Source organism: Nostoc sp. DedQUE05 (genome assembly GCF_034530955.1).
Taxonomy (GTDB): Bacteria; Cyanobacteriota; Cyanobacteriia; order Cyanobacteriales; family Nostocaceae; genus Nostoc.
The window spans coordinates 50332-71376 of the sequence record NZ_JAVRCB010000039.1 but is presented as its reverse complement, the minus strand read 5'-3'; the positions used below and the strand labels follow the sequence as shown (position 1 = coordinate 71376).

The 21045-nt window shown below is 40.0% G+C and carries 15 protein-coding genes and 1 pseudogene; 6 read left to right on the top strand and 10 right to left on the bottom strand.

Going from position 1 to position 21045, the window contains the following annotated elements:
* Positions 1-444: 444 nt before the first annotated feature.
* The 3 genes from RMZ42_RS25370 to RMZ42_RS25360 all read left to right on the top strand — a co-directional run bounded on the left by RMZ42_RS25370 (position 445) and on the right by RMZ42_RS25360 (position 5692).
* Entirely contained in the window at positions 445-3087 is a 2643-nt protein-coding gene (locus tag RMZ42_RS25370; RefSeq protein ID WP_322674011.1) for a M1 family metallopeptidase, read from the top strand.
* Between the two features lie 476 nt (positions 3088-3563).
* Entirely contained in the window at positions 3564-5288 is a 1725-nt protein-coding gene (locus tag RMZ42_RS25365; protein WP_322674010.1) for an AarF/ABC1/UbiB kinase family protein, read from the top strand.
* Positions 5289-5317: 29 nt separating this feature from the next.
* Entirely contained in the window at positions 5318-5692 is a 375-nt protein-coding gene (locus tag RMZ42_RS25360) for a hypothetical protein (protein ID WP_322674009.1), read from the top strand.
* Positions 5693-5916: 224 nt separating this feature from the next.
* Here RMZ42_RS25360 and RMZ42_RS25355 read toward each other — a convergent pair whose 3' ends face one another.
* The 8 genes from RMZ42_RS25355 to RMZ42_RS25320 all read right to left on the bottom strand — a co-directional run bounded on the left by RMZ42_RS25355 (position 5917) and on the right by RMZ42_RS25320 (position 16055).
* Positions 5917-6951, bottom strand: a complete 1035-nt coding sequence (locus tag RMZ42_RS25355; protein WP_322674008.1) for an Npun_R2821/Npun_R2822 family protein — start codon at positions 6949-6951, stop codon at positions 5917-5919.
* Between the two features lie 16 nt (positions 6952-6967).
* Entirely contained in the window at positions 6968-7858 is an 891-nt protein-coding gene (locus RMZ42_RS25350) for an Npun_R2821/Npun_R2822 family protein (RefSeq protein ID WP_322674007.1), read from the bottom strand.
* A 3-nt stretch (positions 7859-7861) separates the two neighbouring features.
* On the bottom strand, positions 7862-8842 hold the full coding sequence (locus tag RMZ42_RS25345; RefSeq protein WP_322674006.1) for an Npun_R2821/Npun_R2822 family protein: 981 nt from the start codon (positions 8840-8842) through the stop codon (positions 7862-7864).
* 3 nt (positions 8843-8845) lie between these two features.
* Positions 8846-9805 carry a glycosyltransferase family 10 domain-containing protein gene (locus RMZ42_RS25340; RefSeq protein WP_322674005.1) on the bottom strand — a complete coding sequence of 320 codons (960 nt, stop codon included), beginning with the start codon at positions 9803-9805 and terminating at the stop codon, positions 8846-8848.
* Positions 9806-9836: 31 nt separating this feature from the next.
* Complete coding sequence (locus tag RMZ42_RS25335; RefSeq protein ID WP_322674004.1) at positions 9837-11054, bottom strand: glycosyltransferase; 1218 nt, start codon at positions 11052-11054, stop codon at positions 9837-9839.
* Between the two features lie 68 nt (positions 11055-11122).
* Positions 11123-13363 carry an ATP-binding cassette domain-containing protein gene (locus tag RMZ42_RS25330; RefSeq protein WP_322674003.1) on the bottom strand — a complete coding sequence of 747 codons (2241 nt, stop codon included), beginning with the start codon at positions 13361-13363 and terminating at the stop codon, positions 11123-11125.
* A gap of 41 nt (positions 13364-13404) precedes the next feature.
* Positions 13405-14568: a glycosyltransferase family 4 protein gene (locus tag RMZ42_RS25325; RefSeq protein WP_322674002.1), complete on the bottom strand. Its 1164-nt coding sequence runs from the start codon at positions 14566-14568 to the stop codon at positions 13405-13407.
* A 122-nt stretch (positions 14569-14690) separates the two neighbouring features.
* Complete coding sequence (locus RMZ42_RS25320) at positions 14691-16055, bottom strand: glycosyltransferase (protein WP_322674001.1); 1365 nt, start codon at positions 16053-16055, stop codon at positions 14691-14693.
* A gap of 432 nt (positions 16056-16487) precedes the next feature.
* Between RMZ42_RS25320 and gloB the strand changes: the two genes are divergently transcribed.
* The 3 genes and pseudogenes from gloB to dnaB form a co-directional block, all read left to right on the top strand.
* Entirely contained in the window at positions 16488-17261 is a 774-nt protein-coding gene (gene gloB, locus RMZ42_RS25315) for a hydroxyacylglutathione hydrolase (RefSeq protein WP_322674000.1), read from the top strand.
* A gap of 417 nt (positions 17262-17678) precedes the next feature.
* Positions 17679-18137 carry a 50S ribosomal protein L9 gene (gene rplI / locus RMZ42_RS25310; protein ID WP_322674026.1) on the top strand — a complete coding sequence of 153 codons (459 nt, stop codon included), beginning with the start codon at positions 17679-17681 and terminating at the stop codon, positions 18135-18137.
* A 144-nt stretch (positions 18138-18281) separates the two neighbouring features.
* Positions 18282-19679 (top strand): annotated as a pseudogene (gene dnaB, locus RMZ42_RS25305) (replicative DNA helicase); the annotation flags it as partial.
* A gap of 156 nt (positions 19680-19835) precedes the next feature.
* Here the strand turns inward: dnaB and RMZ42_RS25300 are convergent.
* Positions 19836-20357: an FKBP-type peptidyl-prolyl cis-trans isomerase gene (locus RMZ42_RS25300; protein WP_322673998.1), complete on the bottom strand. Its 522-nt coding sequence runs from the start codon at positions 20355-20357 to the stop codon at positions 19836-19838.
* A gap of 78 nt (positions 20358-20435) precedes the next feature.
* A complete protein-coding gene (locus RMZ42_RS25295) occupies positions 20436-20762 on the bottom strand; it encodes a phasin family protein (protein WP_190941652.1) in 327 nt (108 codons plus the stop codon).
* Between the last annotated feature and the right edge of the window lie 283 nt (positions 20763-21045).

Genomic DNA, 21045 nt, shown 5'->3' with positions numbered 1-21045 from the left:
TTACTGATAAAATTAGTAATCCTACAAATTAGTGGTCTAAAATTACTCTCAAAAATACTTCAACCAGATGAGGAGCGAATCTGCAAATGATATGCTGTTCATTTTAAACAAAATAGCGTGTTTAGCAGCAAGCTATCCTAAAGTTATAAAAATAATTAGGAGTATTTGTACTTAATGAGAATCTATCGAGGTGCAAGAGACTCTTGACTCAATACCAAATGCAGAATATCAGCAAAAGTAAATGCGGCAGGGATATGGAAAAAATTCCACGATCGGTTGCCGATCTTTGGAAATTCGGGTGAGATTAATTTCAATCTTCCAATCCCAAGGTGAGAAGTCACCTCCATAATGCCCTGTTGAGGGAAATACATCAGATACCGCTATTTTACTTAACTACATCCAACCAAGCCAGACTTTTCAGGATTACAAGGTCAGTAAGCATCAATGTCGCAGTCTTATTTTGATACAGATAATAACGGACACAAACCTTTTGAGTTACCGGGAGCAAGACCACACTACAACCCCGATCGCCCCGGACAGGTAGAGCATATTTTTCTCGATCTCAGCCTGGATATCCCCAAGCAAAGCTATCAGGGCAGTTGTAGCATTCGCCTCTTGCCAATCCGTAATGGTATTGATCGTTTGACATTGGATGCTGTCAATCTAAATATCGAGTCTGTGCAGGTGGACGAAGTGCCACAAAATTTTGACCATGACGGGGAACAGCTTTCTATTCAACTTTCTCAGGCAACCCAGATTGGTCAAGGCTTGCTGATTGCGATCGCTTACTCGGTGACAAAACCGCAACGCGGTATTTATTTTATTCAACCAGATAAGCACTACCCAAACAAGCCTACTCAAGTCTGGACTCAAGGGGAAGACGAAGACTCTCGCTTTTGGTTCCCCTGCTTTGACTATCCAGGACAACTGTCTACTTCGGAAATTCGTGTCCGCGTTCCCAACCCTCTCGTGGCGATTTCCAACGGCGAATTGATTAACACCACAGAAGATGGCGATCATAAAATCTACCATTGGTTACAGCAACAAGTTCATCCTACCTACTTGATGACTTTAGCAGTAGGTGATTTTGCTGAAATTCGAGATGAGTGGAACGGTAAAGCTGTCACCTACTATGTAGAAAAGGGACGGGAGGAAGATGCTAAACGCAGCATGGAAAAAACTCCCCGAATGATCGAATTTTTGAGCCAAAAGTATGGTTATCCATATCCTTTTCCGAAATACGCCCAAGTTTGCGTTGACGACTTCATCTTTGGTGGCATGGAAAACACTTCCACAACACTGTTAACAGACAGATGTTTGCTAGATGAACGCGCCGCCTTAGATAACCGCAACACTGAAAGTTTAGTCGTCCACGAACTCGCGCACCAGTGGTTTGGCGATCTGGTGGTGATTAAGCATTGGTCTCATGCTTGGATTAAAGAAGGGATGGCTTCTTACTCTGAGGTGATGTGGACAGAACAGGAATATAGTTTAGAAGAAGCAGCTTACTATCGTTTATTGGAAGCTCGTCGTTACTTAAGCGAAGATAGCAGTCGTTATCGCCGTCCAATGGTAACGCACGTTTACCGAGAAGCTATTGAACTTTACGATCGCCACATCTACGAAAAAGGATCTTGTGTCTATCACATGATTCGGGCCCAATTGGGAGATGAGTTATTTTGGCAAGCAATTCAAACATTTGTCCGAGATAATGCCCACAAAACCGTAGAAACAGTAGACTTACTCAGAGCGATTGAAAAGGCAACCGGACGTAATCTTTTGTTTCTGTTTGACCAATACGTTTATCGTGGTGGTCATCCCGATTTTAAAGTAGCTTACTCTTGGGATGGAGATGCTCATTTAGCAAAAATTACAGTCACTCAAACCCAAGCTGATGAAGGTAAAAATGGCAGTAAGGATTTATTTGATTTAAAAATACCTATTGGTTTTGGCTATACCCAACAAGAAAAAGTGAGGAGTGAGGAGTTAGGAGTTAAAAATAATTCCAAACTCATAACTCCTAACTCACAACTCAAAATTTTTACTGTCCGGGTGAATGAACGCGAACAAAGCTTCTACTTTCCTCTAGAAAATAAGCCCCAATTTATCAGCTTTGATGTTGGAAATAATTACCTAAAAACAGTAGCTTTGGAATATCCAATCGCGGAGTTAAAAGCACAGTTAGAATTCGATCCCGACCCAATTTCGCGTAGTTATGCAGCAGCAGCTTTGGCAAAAAAAGGTGGGTTAGAAGCGATCGTTGCACTGTCTGCATCGCTAAAAAATGACCCATTGTGGGGTGTGCGCGTGGAAGTGGCGAAACAACTAGCCCAAATCAATTTAGATCAAGCCTTTGATGGTTTAATTCCTGGGTTAAAAGATAAAAATGCTTACGTGCGACGAGCTGTAGTGGAAGCACTTACTCAATTCAAAACTGCTGAAAGCTATAAAGTTGTTAGAGGGTTAGTGCAAAAGGGCGATCCCAGTTATTACGTGGAAGCAGCAGCTTCTCGTGTTATCGGGGCGATCGCCTCATCAAACTTGGAAGAAAAACCCAAGGAAGACAAGGTATTAAAGCTGCTGAAAGGCGTTTTAGAAGAAAAGGCGGGTTGGAATGAAGTTGTGCGGAGTGGGGCTGTTGCTGGTTTAGCTGAATTCAAAACTTCGGAAGCAGCTTTAAATCTGCTGCTAGAATACACCAAACTCGGTGTGCCACAACCCCTACGTTTAGCTGCAATTCGCGCTTTAGGAAAGATTTCTGTAGGTCAAAGTCCGGTTAATTTGGAACGGATTTTAGAAAAATTAACAGAACTAGCCAAAGAAAGCTTCTTCTTAACGCAAGTGTCGGTAGCAGCAGCATTAGGACAAATGGAAACACCTAAAGCAGCGGGGATTTTGCGATCGCTAGCTGAACAAACAGCTGATGGGCGTGTACGTCGCTCTGCTGAGGAAGAAATTTCCAAGGTGCAAAAGAACATTGGTTCGGAAAAAACCCTACGTCAACTGCGTGAAGATTTCGACCAACTCAAACAACAAAATCAGGAATTGAGAAGCCGTTTAGAAAACTTGGAGGCCAAATCTAAATAGCATTACATGATAATTAAAAGTCGGTAATTGGTAATTGTGACAAAACTACTACCAATTACCAATGTTTTAGTTGATGCTGTAATTTTATTTTCCACTTAAATCATAGGTATAAATAAACATAGTACTAAGATCCCCGACTTATGTTAAAAGTCGGGGATCTTTATATTGTAAGCGGTTACTGAGTTTCAATTTGCATATATAGGTACATATTTATATTTATATAAATTAAAGTTAAGAAAAGATAAAATCATCTAAAACTTGGATAAGTAGTTGTAGTTTTATAAAGTATAATTAAGAAAAAGATAAACAAATCTAGGCAGTAACAGATGCTAAAATCGCCTCGATCGCTACCCCAAAGGGTAGAGTTCTAGTTATTTTAGACAGAAGATTACCGCTATCCTGAACTTGCAACTAACTTGTAGGTCAGGAAAAAAACAATAATTGTAAATTTTTCAGTTGAAGAGGCAAAAAAAGGCGTGGGTCAGTATCAACCTGCTCAACTAAAACTCTATAATCCAGATGCGATCGCTCGCTACTATAGCTCCCGTCCTTGGTTAGCTTGGGGACGACTGCTGAGAATTATCTCCTCTTTTGCAGGATTTATATTCAATCTGAAGTGGGACGAGTGGCAAGATAAAGTTGAGCAAAACAAGGGTAAACGAGCTATCCAGTTGCGAGAACTGCTCACCCGCCTCGGCCCGACTTTTATTAAAGTTGGTCAAGCCCTCTCTACCAGACCTGACCTGATACGCAAAGACTTCTTAGAAGAACTGATCAAGTTACAAGACCAGTTACCACCTTTCGATAATGCGATCGCTTACCAGATTATCGAAACAGAACTAGGTCGTCCAATTCACGAAAGTTTTAGCGAACTCTCACCTCACCCAGTCGCTGCTGCTAGCTTGGGTCAGGTGTACCGGGGTCGTCTGGTTAGTGGTGAAGAAGTCGCCGTAAAGGTGCAACGCCCCAACTTACATCCGGTAATTACACGCGACCTATATCTAATGCGTTGGGCAGCAGGTTGGCTAGCTCCTTGGTTGCCTTTAAATCTCGGTCATGACCTAACTTTAATTGTGGACGAGTTTGGCACGAAGTTATTTGAAGAAATTGACTATATTAATGAAGGCCGCAACGCCGAGAAATTTGCTACCAACTTCCGCAACGACCCACAAGTTAAAGTTCCAGGAATTTACTGGCGTTATACCAACACCCACGTTTTAACCCTGGAGTGGATTGACGGCTTCAAGCTGACGGATACTCAAAGCATCCGCGAAGCAGGTTTAGATCCAGAAGCAATCATCCAAATTGGCGTTACATCAGGATTGCAACAGCTTTTAGAATATGGCTTCTTTCATGCTGACCCTCATCCTGGCAATTTGTTTGCTGTACCCGATGGTCGCATGGCTTATATTGACTTCGGCATGATGGATCAGTTGGAAGAAAGCACTAAAGAAACGCTGGTCGATGCACTAGTGCATTTGGTGAATAAAGACTATACCGACTTAGCCGAAGACTTTGTAAAATTAGGGTTTCTGACTCCAGACACGAATATTTGCCCGATAGTGCCAGCATTAGAAGCGGTGCTAGGAAACGCTATTGGTAAAAATGTCAAGGATTTTAACTTCAAAACTATTACCGATGAATTTTCGGAACTGATGTACGAATATCCTTTCCGAGTTCCGGCAAAGTTTGCCTTGATTATTCGTTCTCTAGTTACCCAAGAAGGTATTGCCCTTAGCCTTAACCCCGATTTCAAAATTGTGGAAGTGGGTTATCCCTATATAGCGCGGCGGTTGCTGACAGGGGAATCGCCGGAATTAAGACGACGATTATTGAATGTGTTGTTCAAAGATGGTAAATTTCAGTGGCAGCGGTTAGAGAATTTAATTGCGATCGCTCGTACCGATAACAACTTTGATGTATTGCCCACAGCGCAGATGGGGTTCCAATACTTAATGTCGGCAGAAGGCAAGTTTCTAAGGCGACAGTTGGTGCTTGCTCTCACCGAAGATGACCGCCTCCACACCGAAGATGTTCAACGCCTGTGGAATCTGGTTAAAGATGACTTAAAACCGGATCGTTTATTAAATGTAGCGATCGAGATTTTAACAGAATTATCCAGAGAAGGTGCAGCCGCTATTCTGCCAAAAGCAACATTACTTGGGTCTTTTGCTGAGAACCAGTCAACAAATAAAAAGTAAAAAATCTTTAATATAAATTAGGAGTTTTCATGTATTATTTTCCTGAGCAACCGCCTTACTTTCTCTTAGTTGTTGGCTTTTTGATAGCATTAACATCTGGTTTGGCATTATCTGGCACTTTGAAAGTAATTGTGCAGAACTGGCCAAGCGAGCGAGCAGAAAATACTCAGCCACGTTCCTCACTGAAACAATTACTTGTACCATTTATCGGCATAACAGGCGGTACTTGTTTATTTATGTCTTCAGGCTTAGAGATATTTGGCTTTCCCTCATCCTTGGCTTTAGGAGTCGGTCTACCAATTAGTCTATTTACTTGTTTGCTAGTTTGGTTGCAGTTGGGAAGTATGATGACCTTCATACAACGCGAAGGGATGCAATCTTTAGATTTAGATTCTTTTTCTTAGAAGAGGGTTAAATAGTAGGAAGCCTCACAAATATCTAAATTACCGTAAATACTCACCGCCAGCAATGATGCTCTACTAAAAATGAGATCGTTAACTAGTGGTGAATAATTATTTTTTACTGAAATTTCATCATTCCAATATTTAATTGCGTTAAAATTACCTTCCTAATTAGTGAGCAATAGATAAGCTAGAAAATAAAAAACATTTTGTCCACTTTTGCTTAATTAGTTAGTCATTTTATCCTTTAAATTACGATAATTAAGCTTAATATTGTTGACTTTTCGATTGAAAAAACTTGTAGTAGTCTTTTGCAAACGCATCAGCGGACTCTCACGCCTAAAGCTTTTGGGTCTTTGTTCTGGTGAGTTTAAATATCTATAATGCAAAAATATATCTCGATATGGAATATCGATATCTTCACCAGCGCAAAGTTGAGTAAAGTGTGGTGAACTTATACTCATATAGTGTAGATATGTCAGCCGCCGTCCTTGGTCGTAAAGGATGTTATCTACCACATCAAATTGAGAACTCCAATGGTTGCCAGTTGCCTGTTCGCAGTCATGAAAAGCAAAGTTATAATAGGAAATTCCACTTCTCAATACCATGTAGTTAAATAAAGATTGGTCAGGGCCTCCAAGAGCCATGACATCAGCTTCACTAACCTGTAATTTGTCGAGTAGGTTTGCTAATGTAGCTTGAGAAAAAATATGTTTTTTAGTAGCAAACCAACCTGCACAAAATATATGAGAATGCAATTTTTCTTGGTCAAAAATTTGCTGTATAAGTTCTGGTGAACCATCAAAAATATATTTCAATTCAGATTTATATTGAAAATCATTTGTTACCCAATCATATTTATCTAATTTTTCATATATATAGTCTATAGGCCCCATAAGGAGCGTATCTGCATCAAAATAAATAAATTTATCAAAGGGACCATCTAAACCACAAAGCTTACGATGCATTGGTAGACGATAAAGTTCTGGAAGCCCCCATTTTCGCCAAGTTTTTTGTGCCCTTGAGTGATTTTGCCAGACCTGGGTTGCAAAGTTATCCCAATAAGCTATAGAATCAGAATCTTCAAATAAAGTAACATTATCTCTAGATGCAATCTCTGCCTTTACTTTGTCTAACTGCTCATTATATGGAATTATACAAATAGGAATTTTCCTACCAGCATTAGCTTCCATACTATTGAGTAACGCCACTAATTGGTCATAGACAACATCATTGGCTAGAATATAAATACCATCAATCATTGGGATACTCCTAATATTAAGTACGCGCAGAAACAAAGGGAAATAAACGGCGAGTCAGTTTGGGAATGAAGGCAAATTTACCCTCATGCAGATAACGATAGTGTTCCCACAATTGCCAATAGGGACTACCAGTTTTCATCCGCGTACCAGCCCAGTGAAGATATTTGAGTCGTTGTCCTCGGTCATACAAGGCGTAATCTTGCTGTTGGAAATTTCGCGAACCAGCCCAACTACCAGGCCCTCCCCCAGGAATTTTTACGAGATTTCCACGTTTGGAAATTAATTTAAGAACAAGATAATTTAAAATTGGTTGGTCTGTAACTCCTTCAGAAAAATCGAAATATTCACGATGTGCGGCACACTCGCGCAAAGCTTCATCCATTTGTTGTTCGGTAATAGCTCCTTTTCTCGAAGCCCAAAAACCGCTATTGAAAACATCTTGAAGTTGGGCATCGGAAAAAATTTGCTGCTCTTTCACAAATGGGGAAAAAATATTTCGCAGCTTTTCATTAGCATGATGGTAATCACAGCAGAAGAAATCGACTTCTGAAAGTTTGTCTAAATTGTCGGCAATTTTTTCAAAAACGACAATATCCGTATCAATATAAATAAATTCATCTAAAGGCCCAAACCACGCCACCAATTTACGCATTTTGTTGGGTAAGGCAAGGAAATCTCGGTCAAAAATTTCGCCGATGCGTTTGGTAAATGTATCAATAAGTTCTAAATCTGGGAAAATTTGGACGTTGTGTAAGGTAGCAAGCTGTTCTGCTACCTTGTGATAATTTTCATTAAAAGGTATGAGATAAATGGTAACTTCTGGGTCATAGTAACGAATGCTATTGAGTAAAGCAATAGCATTATCGATAACGCGGTCATTGGCAACTATATAAATGCCCCTACTCATAAATTATCCTTGTTTAATTAACTTAAATTTTTGCAAAGCTCTGGTAAGTAAATTTGGTACTGGAGCGTCATTATAATTTTTAGGAGGACTGGTAAATACTGGACGCTTTTCTGGTTCGTGTAAGTAACGATAATAGAGAAATAACTCTCGATAGGGAAACTCAATATTTTCTCCCGCACAGACTGCTTGATTAATATTAGGAGGAATCCCAATGTAATGGAGATAAGTTAGTTGATTACCGCGATCGTAAAGAATATGTTCTCGTTCCTCGAAGTGTTTGGAGCTAGCAGAGCATCCTGTTTTTTCATTATCTGGCAATTGGCGAGCAAAGTTATAAATAGAAAAATTAGACCTCATTACCATGTAGTTGATTAATGGTTGTTCGCCAGCACCACCATACAAAATTTCTGACTCGCCATTTTGTAAATGTGATATTAGCCAATCTCTTTTTTCTGAGTCAAATAGCCCTTGTTTTGCACCATAAAAGCCTGAGCAAAATATTTCGTAATCAATGCGTTTTTGCTCAAAAACTTTTAGTAATTTGGGAGAATTAACATTATATATTTTACTAACGTCTGTAAATTGGAAATCGTAGACGACAAAATCATAACTATCTAGCTTTTCAAACACTGCTGCAAGTGACTTCATTACCAATGTGTCTGCATCTAAATAGATAAACTTCTCAAATGGCCCATCAAAAGCGCAAAAACGACGATGAGCGCCATAAAGACGGGATTTACTCCGATTCAATCGTTCTGGGGCTGCTGCAAGCATAAATTGATCCCAGCGATTGATCGATTCTCGATCGTCGTAAAGAAATACATTCGGGCGTTTAGCTATTTCATCAGCAATTCGTTGTGTCCGATCGTCAAAAGGATAGATACAAACAGGAGTTTCTGGGCCTAAGATAACATCAATACTATTGAGCAAAGCCACCAGTTGATCGAAAACATAATCATTGCCAAGGGTACAAATACCATTCATAATTTATGAGTGTTGATCGACAAAGTTTGATAACCAGTTAAGCAGGTTTAATTTGTGTAAAATGATTTGACGCGCTTCTGCGATCGCATCCTTGGCAGCATACCAAGCATCAGGTGTAGCTGTCACTTCTTGGATGTAGGCAATGCCTTTTTCATCTAAACTGGGCAACCGCAAAAAACTACCAGGCGGCAATAACTTATCAGCAGCCGGGCCGCCATAGTAAATTGGTAAACACCAAGCAAGTAAACTATCCCAAAGTTTCTCACTCACATACCAATTATTATCAGCATAATTTTCAATTGCCAGATTGTAATAGTATGGTGCCATGCCATACCATTTGTTACCTAGTTCTCCCGAACTGTTCGCCCATTCTGGTAAGTTACGCCCATACAAATCAAATTTCATGCCACTAGATTGCAAAGATTGTAAAAAATCTAAACGCTGGCGATGATTGGCTGTGCGGCTAATTCCCGAAGTAATCCAACTACATGGGGCAACTTTTGGGGGCGGCGGCATTTCATTTAAATCTTGAAATGAATTTGAGTGATACCAAATAGCAGGCATATAGTCAGGAATGGGAGCAAAATCATCGGGGCCAGAAACGTAGCCACAATACTTCTGGGCTTCTTGATAATTATGATTAGTTATTTTTAGAACTTCATCTAAAGGCGGTTCTCTGAGCAAATAAATAATCCGCTCTTTGTTAACGCCACGCAGTAAAGATTCAACATTTACTACTGGTTTTTGCTGCTGTTTGCGAAAACTATCTAACCAAGATTTTTGTGGCGGTGCTTGAGGAAAATCAAATTGATATAGCAACATAAAGTCTGGCTTTTCTGCCATTTTCAACATTTGAATATTGTTCCAAACACCAAAGTAGTGCGGAGTTTGTTGCCATAACCAATCTTTATTTTTAGCAAGGCCTGAATAGCTGCTAATCATGCCAACAGTTTTAATAGTCATAAATCGTATTTATTCGGTTATTTTTGTACCGTTACCCTAAAATTGGTGGACGTTGATCCTCTTCTACGTAGCTTAATATTTTGGTAATTCTATTTTCCCAAGAAAATTGCTGGGCAAAATCTATACTAGCTGCATAACCCTCTAATTTTCTGGGATAAGTTTCTAAAGTATGTTGAATAGACTCGGCAAGTTTATGCGGGTTATCTGGTGTACACCAACTGGCAATCAAAGGTGATGTTTTGAATTCCATTAAAGGTGGAATCTCAGTTGCAACTATAGGAGTGCCAGCAGCCATGTACTGAAAAAACTTAACTGGATTCGTGAAATCTGCTGATTTTCCAGCGCAGTGAGGATGAACCAAAATATCAGCTGCTTGAAACAAGCTGACTAATCGTTCTCGTGGAAGTATCCAGCCTAAGAATTTAACGTTTTCGACATTTTTATCTCTGGCTATTTGTTGATATGCTTGTACTTGTGCTTCTGTTCCTCCTGTGATGACAAACTGAATTTCTGGTAATTCTTTGGCGGAATCAATTAAGAGATCGACTCCTTTGAAAGGATACAAAGCGCCTGAATAGACAACTAACTGCTTACGTCCATTTATAAGCAATTCTTGCCGCCACCTTTCGGCTGATTCGGGCTGTCTGATTAAAAATGATTGATTGAATCCGTTATGTAGCCAAACTACTTTTTCTGGTGGCATTCCATTTTCTATTAGGCTTTGCCGGATGGGTTCTGACTGAGTTATGGCTATTTTAAAATAGGGACTGTGGACAATTTCTTGCTCAAATTTTCGGTCTTGAAAGTAGTGACGTTCATAAATTGTCGGAACTTTATTTTTGACTGCGGCTTTGACAAAGTTCCAATCTCGCGTGTGGACAACTTTAGTATGAGGTAGGATATGAACTGGTAAATAATATTTAGTTACAACTGTACTAGAGTTAGTAAATTTACCACCGATTCGATCGATAGGCCAAGGCATTGGCAATGCGGCAATTTTGAGTTTTTCTTGCACATCGTAAAATTCGATAAATTCTTTTCCGGGTCTTTTAGGTTGATAAGGATAAATTAACGATAGTAGATTAACAGAATAATTTTTTTTATCTGGATAAATTAAAACTGACGAGTAGCCTAAGTTAGCTGCGGCGTTAGCACAAAGAACATCATGAATTTCGTGTGCTGTGTCCGGCTTGAATGATAGCTCTCCGGTGTAGAAAATATATTGATTTTTCTTGGAAGAATTTACCATTTTTTTTGGGGATGATAAGTTTTTTAAGATTGGGGTATAAGTACTTTTGTTCCTGACATTAATTAAAATTAAACTTTATTTTCAAAAAGCTTTAAGACATCTAATAGGTAAATAGCAGATTGATAAGATTCTGCAATTAATATATTTTGTTTTTGGGGTTCGGATTCTAATTTATCGGCTAGCAAGTGTAGAGAGCTAATCAGAGGATAGAGACGCGTGCGAAACTCATCTGAGATATGACTAAAGTTTTGATACTGGTTATGTTCATCTTGATTTTGGTCTATATCTGACGATAACTGCCAGTTAATTTTCAGGTTAACTACATCGCTGAAGAGATCGATGGCGTTGAGAACTCTTAAGGCTGAGTTGTATGAGTGGTCAATTAATTCCTGGCGTTCTTGAGAATTGTCTACTAGATCGTCAACTAATAGTCCCAGGAAACCAATCATTGAATTAAGCCTTGTACGCAGTTCGTGAGAAATGCGATTAAAGCTGGGATTAGTTTTGGTGGAAACTTCAGTTTGAGCGGCAAATTGCATTGAGTAGAGGCGTGAGTAGTAACCCCCTTTTTGTAAAAGTGCTTCATGGGTTCCTACTTCTACCACCTGTCCTTGGTCTAATACGGCAATTTGATCGGCTTTTTGGACTGTGGAAAGGCGGTGAGCAATGACAAGGGTTGTCCGATCGCGACTTAAGTCGTCGAGTGCAGCTTGTACTAAACGTTCGGAAACAGTATCTAAAGCGCTGGTGGCTTCATCTAAAATCAAAATTTCTGGATTTTGCAGGAGGGCGCGAGCGATCGCTAATCTTTGCCTTTGTCCACCAGACAACATCACACCGCGATCGCCAATTTGACTGTCAAATCCTTGAGGTAATTTATCAATAAATTCATAAGCATTTGCTCGTTTGGCTGCTGAGATAATTTCATCTTCAGTAGCTTCCGGTCTTCCATAAGCAATGTTATTTCGCACCGAGTCATTAAAGAGAAATGTATCTTGACTGACAATTCCCATGTGCGATCTGAGAGATTTAATATCAAAATCACGCAGGTCTGTGCCATCGATAGAGATACTGCCAGATGTCGGATCGTAAAATCTGGGTAAGAGGTCAGCCAAGGTGGACTTACCTGCACCAGAACCACCTACCAAAGCAAGAGTTGTCGCACGGGGTAAAAATAAATTTACATCTTTGAGTACTAACTTTTCGTGACTGGGGTAGGCAAAGGAAAGTGAATTAAAACCTATTCCTTCTTTTAATTCTGTGTAGATTAGATTACCGTTTTTCATAAACGGCTTGCGATCGCGACTTAAAAACTCACTCACTATTTCTACGCTAGTAGCACTATTGGCAAAGCTACTACGAAGACTATTTAACTGAGAGACCAAAGGCAGCAGTCGCAGTAATACTAATAAATATGTCAGTAGTACCGTTGAAAGGAAAGAAACCTGGTTGGCAAAGAAAGTTTTACTCAAGAATACAATCAAAAGTAAGGCTATAACTCCCATCACCTCACTTATCGGCCCGATCGCTTGTGAGTTTATCTGAGATTGAAAATCTGCTTTCTCGCGATCGCGGATTAATTTAGTAATTTTTTGATATTCTCTGTCTTCATTGGCAGTTGACTTTACTAAACGAATTCCATTCAATGTTTCTAAAACACTGATGGAATAAGATGTAGACATTTCTGATAGTTGTTGACCAAATTTTTTCGCTCTACTAATTGTGTATTGATTGATTAATGTTATAAAACCCAATAAAATTGTTGCTGCGATGGTTAGCTGCCAAGAAATCGCTAATAATAAACCAACGAAAACTAAAATTGTAATTATTAAAATAATTAAATTGATAATACTCCCGATAGCGCTAGAAGTGCGGGCAGTTTCCGAACCAAGGCGATTAATAATATCGCCTACTTTCGTTTTTGAATAATAGTCTATATCAATATCTAGCAATAGCTCTAAGCTAGCTTCGCGAATATCCGCATTTAATCTCCGAGTGAAAACACTCGATGTTAAAATACTAAAATAACTAGATAAGTTTTTTAAGAAAATTATAAATATAATTATTCCAGCCATTCCCAAATTCCGAGAATTTTCGGGAAGATTGTCAAATGGAAACATTACAGCTTTGAGAATCGGAGGAAAACCAGTTAAATCTACTGGTTGTCCGACAATTCTCAAAATTACTGGCACAATCAAAGTTACACCGACACCATTAAATAAAGCACCAGAAAATCCCAACAGCATTGTTAGGATAATTAAACCTGGATAGGGTTTGGCGAATCTTAGTATTAGTTTTCTGGTAGACATTGGGTATTTTTATGCCAATTTAACTTAATTAATAATATTATTCACAACTGAGCAATTACTGATTTGAGCACAGAAGCCATAGCCTCGATGCTATAGTGTTCCACACATCTTTCTCTTGCCTTGATACCTTTCTGGTTTGCTGACTCTAAATTCTGAAAAATCAATTGAATTTGTTCAGCAATTTGCTCAGGACAACCAGGCTCGACTAAATAACCAGTATCACCTAAAAGTTGGGGAATATCTCCAACGCGTGTTGATAATACAGGTTTAGCCATTGCCATCCCATCTGTCAACTTCAAGGGAAATTGAGCGCGAGTTTCTGGAGTATCTCGCTGGGGAACAACTACAATGTGAGCAGCTGCTACCAAGTCAGGCATAACGTCGGCTGGATACTTAGGTAATTTGATAATCCAACGTCCCCACTTTTGTTGAAGTTGTTTATCATAATCATCATAAGGACTACCACCTACAATTACTAGTCTCAAGTCTGGTTGATTAAGTTTATCGAGCGCGATCAGAACATCTTCTAAACCTTTATAAGGTCTTGGCGCACCAGGAAACATTAAAATCCGATATTCAGATAAACCATAACGATTTCTACTAGACTCAGCATCATATTGAGCGGGATCGAATAAGGAAACATCTTTGCCATTCGGAACAAATGTACCACCAAAACGCTGCTGCAAAAATTTAGTATGCACTGTCACAGCATCAGCGTGACTTACCAAACCTTCCATCCATTTCACATATAAAGTATGATGAGGATTTTTGAGTGCGCCCTGTGGTTTCAACAAATCCCTAGCTAATTCTTTGGGTGTAGGATGATAATGCCAGTTATCACCGCCATGCCAGCTGAGTTCCCAATCATCTATATCTAAAATTAATGGCTTTCTAGTAAATATTTTCCTTAATAGTCCAACTCCAAAACTTGCTATTTGTGGTTTGATAGCATAAATTATATCGCCATTTATTTTTGGTAATAATTTTTGAATTTCTCCAAAAAACTCTGGAAAGTCTTTGCCTGGTAAGTTATAAACGTTGAATTTTGATGGTAAATTTAAATAGAAGTTATTTCCAAATAAAAAACCCATAATTTCAACTTCATATCCTAACTGATTAAGAGCTTTTGCTATCAAGTATGCACGCAGAATTGCTGCACTTGATAAATCGGAAACCAACAAGGATATTTTAGAAAATTTTTTCACTATTTTTATACTTATTTTTATTTAATTTTCCCAATATTTGTCAGATGTTGCTAAATCTGCAAATATTAATTTAATTTGTTTTGTCGGAGTTGAAGCAACTAAAGAAATTCGGTGTCAATCCATCAAGATATAAAGTTTTTCTGAGGAATTTTTAAGATTTCATGGTAAAGTGCCAACATCTCTGAAGCAACAGTATCCATTGTACGTACTGGCTGGATACCTTGACGTAACTTAGCTAGTAAATCGGCGTCTTTGGCTAAAGTTGCGATCGCTTGTGCCCATGCTTGGACATCTTTGGCTGGAACTAACCAACCATCAATGCCGTGATTGACTAACTCAGCAATCCCTCCTAAATTTGAACCTAGTACGGGAATGCCCATAGCTTGTGCTTCTAAAGCAACTATGGGGCCAGTTTCTAACCACTGCGACGGTATTGCTAGTATATCGAAACCTGCTAATGCATCTGGTACTGCTTCGCGTGAAAGTGGTTCAGCAATCCGAATCCGGCTGTCACGAGCAGCGATCGCGATAACTTTTTCCCGATTGGCAGCACCGTATTTTCCCGGATGAGTAGCATGAAGAATTAACTCTACAGGTATATCATTTGGTAGACTATGTACCGCTTCTACTAAAACTTGTACCCCTTTAGTTTCTTGCCAACGGCCCAAAAAGCCGATTTTTAATGTAGAGTTTTGTAGTTTATTTGATGTTACTTCACGTTTGAAAGTGTTAGCAACACCTTGCCGAGAGACAGTAAGTTTTTCGGGAGGAACATTGTTTGCAACAAAAGCATTGTATTGCCAATTACTTGTTACAACAATGCGATCGGCTAGTTTTGCTAATTGCATCAAATTGCGTCTATGTTGAGACACTAGGGTAGGAATACCAAGAGTTTTACCAAGCAGGCGTAGCTTGAAATTTTTAGAAGTAAGTAATTTTGTTTCTGCTGCGATGCCAACATCCAAGGGAACTTCACCTAAAGCCTTAAGCATCCAAGGCGATACTTGTTTTGCTACTCCCAAACATTGACTACAATTAACAGAGTCAATCAGCCCATTGCAAGGTTCTTCACCCCAGCGCATCATCGTACCACGCAGACATATAGGTTCAGGTATGTGGACGGTGACTACAGTAGCCATCCCTAACTGGCGGGCGAGAGCAAGATGATGTAAACCGCAGTCAAATCGCCATGAATGTTGATGGTATATATCGGCTCGATTGTTTTCTAGCCAATTAGCAAAAGTTTTAAAGCCGCCGTGGGGTAGCTGTTTGTGTACCTGTATCTTGCTGGGGTTAGGAAAAACAGGATAACGATAAACACAGATGCCATTGTATTCGTAAGTATCTTCCTCTGTACCTTGTTTAGGAGCAGCGACAATACTTTCGAGTCCATGTACTTGTAAGCCATGCAGTAGTGAATCTAAGTATACTTCAGCACCGGCTGATGAATCTGGAAAATACCAGCTAGTTGTATGGATTAGCTTCATTTATGAACCTGCAAATGAAAAATTGGAAAGCTCATCTTTTTTTCACCACGATTGATTGCTCTATTTAGTTGTTATTAACATCTATCTTTTATAAATAATCCAAGGTGAATCTATAAAATTCCGTATTATCCGTATTAATAGTTAATATGTATAAATAAAAATTTTTCGATAACTGATTTGGTGTTTTTGAGTAAAAAAGACAATTTAGGACAAAAAGAACAGAATAAATCTAACTTAGCTTTTACACTTCCTCCCAGAGAAATTTTACTGATATACCCAAATCATAATTTATAGTTACTTATCATATTTTTAAGTATTATTACGGTTGTGTATTATCATAGTATTTATGGACTTTCTCAACCTTTTCTGACTGAGATATTTAAGATTGTTGAAAAGTTCCAAAGTATTTACTTGAAAGGGAGATATTAAGTAATGCAAGTAATCAGGCTTGAGGCACTCTCAGATAATTACATATTTTTGCTGGTAGATCGCCAGAAACAAATTGCTGCGGTTGTCGATCCAGCAGAGGCTGAACCAGTACTAAAGCAACTTGCACAGTTAAAAGCTGAATTGGTAGCGATTTTCAACACACACCACCACAATGACCATGTAGGTGGCAATCAGAAATTAATAGAACACTTTCCGCAACTAACAGTCTACGGTGGCGTCGAAGATCGCGGGCGAATTCCGGGACAGCAGGTGTTTTTGCAACAAGGCGATCGCGTCCAGTTTGCAGATCGCACAGCTGAAGTTATTTTTGTTCCCGGACATACCCGCGCTCACATCGCTTACTACTTTCCCCCCGAAAAATCTGGTGAGACAGGCGATTTATTTTGCGGCGATACCTTATTTTCTGGCGGTTGCGGTCGCTTGTTTGAAGGAACACCAACCCAAATGGTAGATTCTTTAACTAAACTGCGCTCTTTACCAGATGATACGCGTATTTGGTGCGCCCACGAATACACTTTAGGAAATCTGCAATTTGCCCTCACTGTGGATGGCGACAATGCCGACTTACAAAGACGTTTCAACGAAGTGAAAACTTACCGTAGTCGAGGAGAAGCTACCATACCCTCGCTGCTGGGAATGGAGAAGCGAACTAATCCCTTTTTACGTTGGGATCAGCCATCATTACAATCAACCGTTAAAGGTAGCGATGGAGTGGAAACCTTTGCGCGGATACGGGAAATGAAAAATAACTTTTAGGTATTGGGCATTGGACGTTAGGAGTGCTGAGTGCTGAGTGCTGAGTTAGGAGTTAAAAGTTAAGAGTTAAGAGTTAAGAGTTTTGTTTATCTCCTTGTCTCCCTTGCCTCCCTTGTCTCCCTTGTCTCCCTTGTCTCCCCTGCTCCCCTGCTCCCATTCCTCCAACTTTCTAGCGCTAATAGTTGCGATCGCCCCCTTCCTTTCGCTAGGATCTGTAAGCTTTAGGGTATGGGCAAAGCTACTTGGGACAATATACTCATTTCAGGAGTTCTAAGTTCTGAAAAAACACTCGTTATTTAGGACTGTTTACTCAGCACTGGCTCAACGCCCTGCTACAGCTAACAGCCACTGTTTTAGTGAGCTATGCTGCTCAAACCCACCCAAATTAATCATATTTTACCGGAAAAACGAAAAACGATGGCGAAACGCGTGCAGTTAGTTTTAAATCAGGATATCAGCAAGCTGGGAAAATCTGGCGACTTAGTGGAAGTAGCTCCTGGCTACGCTCGTAACTATCTGATTCCCCAGAAATTGGCAACCAATGCCACTCCTGGTATTCTCAAGCAAGTAGAACGCCGTCGCGAGCAAGAGCGTCAACGGCAATTAGAACTCAGACAACAAGCTCTTGAGCAAAAAGAATCTTTAGAAAAAGTTGGCAGCTTGACAATTGCTAAACAAGTTGGTGAAAACGAAGCAATTTTCGGTACTATCACCACCCAAGATGTTGTAGATGCAATTAAGGCAGCCACCGGTCAAGAAATCGATCGGCGTGGAATTACCATCCCCGATATTAACCACCTTGGTACTTATCAAGCCGAAATTAAGCTGCATTCGGAAGTAGCGGCGCAAGTCGATATTCAAGTAGTAGCTAGTTAATCTCAAAAGAGGGACAAAGGGATAAGGGGGATGAGGGAGCAAGAGAAACTCCTAACTCTTGTACAGACGCGATTAATCGCGTCTCTAATCCTACACAGACGCGATTAATCGCGTCTCTAGCAAAATCTCAAAATAAAATCGTTTATGGCTGAAGAATTGAGTTTTCAAGGGCTAGGTAGCGATGCCAACGGCGGTCAACTACGCCTTCCACCACAAAATATTGAGGCGGAAGAAGCGATTTTGGGGGGTATTTTGCTAGATCCAGAAGCGATTAGTCGAGTTAGCGATCGCCTCCTTCCCGAAGCTTTTTACATTAGCGCTCACAAAGATATTTATCAAGCAGCTGTGAGGCTCCACACTCAAGGTAAACCCACAGACTTACTCTCTGTGACAAGTTGGCTGACCGACCATGAAATGCTAGCCCGGATAGGTGGTAGAAATAAATTAGCAACTCTGGTAGACCGTACAGTGTCAGCAGTTAACATCGACGCCTTAGCAGGGTTAGTCATGGAAAAATACCTGCGGCGACAATTAATTAAAGCTGGCAATGAAATTGTACATCTTGGTTACGAAACAGAAACCGAGTTACCACAAGTTTTAGATCGGGCAGAACAGAAAATCTTTGGCGTTACTCAAGAACGTCCCCAATCGGGTTTAGTTCACATTTCTGATACTCTAATTAATAATTTTCAGGATATTGAGGAGCGAAATCAAGGCATTTCCTTACCTGGGATTCCCTCCGGATTTTACGATTTAGATGCCATGACTAGCGGCTTTCAACGTTCTGATTTAATTATTGTCGCTGCTAGACCTGCAATGGGAAAGACAAGCTTTTCGATGAATATTGCACAATATATTGCCAATTACGAAATTATTATCAAGCGTGATAACATTGACGAGCGGAAGAAACTACCAGTTTGTATTTTCAGTTTGGAAATGTCAAAAGAGCAACTGACGCAACGGTTATTAGCTAGCGAAGCACAAATTGAAAGTAGTTATCTGCGGACTGGACGTCTGAGCCAAACACAGTGGGAACCTTTAAGCCGTGCTATTGGTATCCTTTCCGAGATGCCGATTTATATTGATGACACACCGAATATTACAGTTACACAAATGCGTAGTCAGGCAAGAAGACTGCAAGCAGAGCAAGGAACACTGGGTTTGATTGTAATAGATTACTTGCAATTGATGGAAGGAGCAGGTGATAATCGAGTTCAAGAATTATCAAAAATTACACGTCAACTCAAAGGTTTAGCGCGTGAATTATCTGTACCAGTTATTGCTTTATCTCAGTTGAGTCGAGGGGTAGAAGCACGCACTAACAAACGCCCGATGTTGTCAGATTTGAGAGAATCGGGTTCGATCGAACAGGACGCGGATTTAGTAATAATGTTGTACCGCGATGAATATTACTCTCCAGATACTCCCGATCGCGGGATTGCAGAAGTAATTGTAGCTAAACACCGCAATGGGCCAACAGGTACTATTAAAGTTTTATTCGATCCACTGTTTACAAAGTTTAAGAATTATGCTGGACAAAATAATTATTTAGCAGGTTCTAGTAATAACTATTTGCCAGGTTCAAATAACAATTATTTACCAGGTTCAAGAAGTTAAGTTGACCAAGTAATTATTAAGAAAATAGTTTGGTAGAGCATGGAGCATGGAATATTGTTAATTATCTCCATGCCCCAATCCCTATTTAACTCCCAGCAATTCCACTTCAAAAATTAGAGTGGCATTGGGTGGAATCACGCCACCAGCACCACGAGCACCATAGCCTAACTCAGAGGGGATGATTAACTGACGAAGACCGCCTACTTTCATAGTGCTAAGTCCTTCATCCCAACCTTTGATTACCTGTCCAGCACCAATTTTAAAGCTGAACGGTTGACCGCGATCGCGTGAACTATCAAACTTAGTACCATTTTCTAAAGTGCCGACATAGTGAACTTCAACCGTTTGTCCCGGTTTAGGAGTCGCCCCAGTCCCCTCTTTTAACTCCACATACTTTAATCCAGAGGGAGTGGTTACGGCATTAGCATCAGACATAGGATTACTCGCTATTAAGATATTGTTTTCAGTTACAGTTGTGGAGGCTGGCGGCGTTTGGGTTAACTCGGCAGCAATTGCAGTATTCTGTTTACTACTTACTTGCCCCACAATCAAAAGCGCAACACATACCAGCATGAAGGCCACGCTGAGGAAAATTGGTTTCAAAATCAGTTCTCCTTACTTAGGTATCCTGGCAAAAAGATTACCAACAGGACACATTTAGTTTAAATCAGAAAGGGCATTCTAACGCCAAAGCTTATTTTCTAAATCGCGTAATTGACGCTCTAAACGGTCAATTCTACCCCTCAGTTCGTCCACTTCTGACTGACGAGCCACCCCCAAATCCTGCATCATGTTTCGCATTTGCCGTTGCATTTGCACATCGAAGTTTCCCTGTTCCGACTTTAACTGCTGGGCAATATCATCTATTACCGCCTTGGCTTGCTCAGGATTGAGCTTACCGTCTTTGACTAAATCATCGCTGACTTGCCGCAGTTTTTCTGCGACTATAGACGTTGTGCCAAGACCCACCATCATTAGCTGTTGCAACCAGTTGTTGTTGTTGTCCATACTCCCTTCCTCTTATCTTATTAACCAGCCGACCCTTGCTCCTGAGTTTAGGCAATCAAGCTTCTTAAAGCGTAGTTATTCTAGCCTACAGCTCTATTTTGGCAAATTGGCAAGCACAAAGATAAGGATCAAAGGTCGTGATTATACAACTCCTCAAGTTTAAGGTTGCCCAGATTTATATATTTTGCAATGTCACAGGCAATTCCCTATAAATTACAAAGCTCACACTCACCCCTGGCGGTGAATGTGAGTAGTTCATGAGAAGATTTTATTTAGAAGGACG

Bases quoted from the DNA above. Each gene is read 5' to 3' on its own strand.
- RMZ42_RS25370 (WP_322674011.1), top strand. From the start codon at position 445: ATGTCGCAGTCTTATTTTGATACAGATAATAACGGACACAAACCTTTT.
- RMZ42_RS25360 (WP_322674009.1), top strand. From the start codon at position 5,318: ATGTATTATTTTCCTGAGCAACCGCCTTACTTTCTCTTAGTTGTTGGC.
- RMZ42_RS25355 (WP_322674008.1), bottom strand. From the start codon at position 6,951: ATGATTGATGGTATTTATATTCTAGCCAATGATGTTGTCTATGACCAA.
- RMZ42_RS25350 (WP_322674007.1), bottom strand. From the start codon at position 7,858: ATGAGTAGGGGCATTTATATAGTTGCCAATGACCGCGTTATCGATAAT.
- RMZ42_RS25345 (WP_322674006.1), bottom strand. From the start codon at position 8,842: ATGAATGGTATTTGTACCCTTGGCAATGATTATGTTTTCGATCAACTG.
- RMZ42_RS25340 (WP_322674005.1), bottom strand. From the start codon at position 9,805: ATGACTATTAAAACTGTTGGCATGATTAGCAGCTATTCAGGCCTTGCT.
- RMZ42_RS25335 (WP_322674004.1), bottom strand. From the start codon at position 11,054: ATGGTAAATTCTTCCAAGAAAAATCAATATATTTTCTACACCGGAGAG.
- RMZ42_RS25330 (WP_322674003.1), bottom strand. From the start codon at position 13,363: ATGTCTACCAGAAAACTAATACTAAGATTCGCCAAACCCTATCCAGGT.
- RMZ42_RS25320 (WP_322674001.1), bottom strand. From the start codon at position 16,055: ATGAAGCTAATCCATACAACTAGCTGGTATTTTCCAGATTCATCAGCC.
- gloB (WP_322674000.1), top strand. From the start codon at position 16,488: ATGCAAGTAATCAGGCTTGAGGCACTCTCAGATAATTACATATTTTTG.
- rplI (WP_322674026.1), top strand. From the start codon at position 17,679: ATGGCGAAACGCGTGCAGTTAGTTTTAAATCAGGATATCAGCAAGCTG.
- RMZ42_RS25295 (WP_190941652.1), bottom strand. From the start codon at position 20,762: ATGGACAACAACAACAACTGGTTGCAACAGCTAATGATGGTGGGTCTT.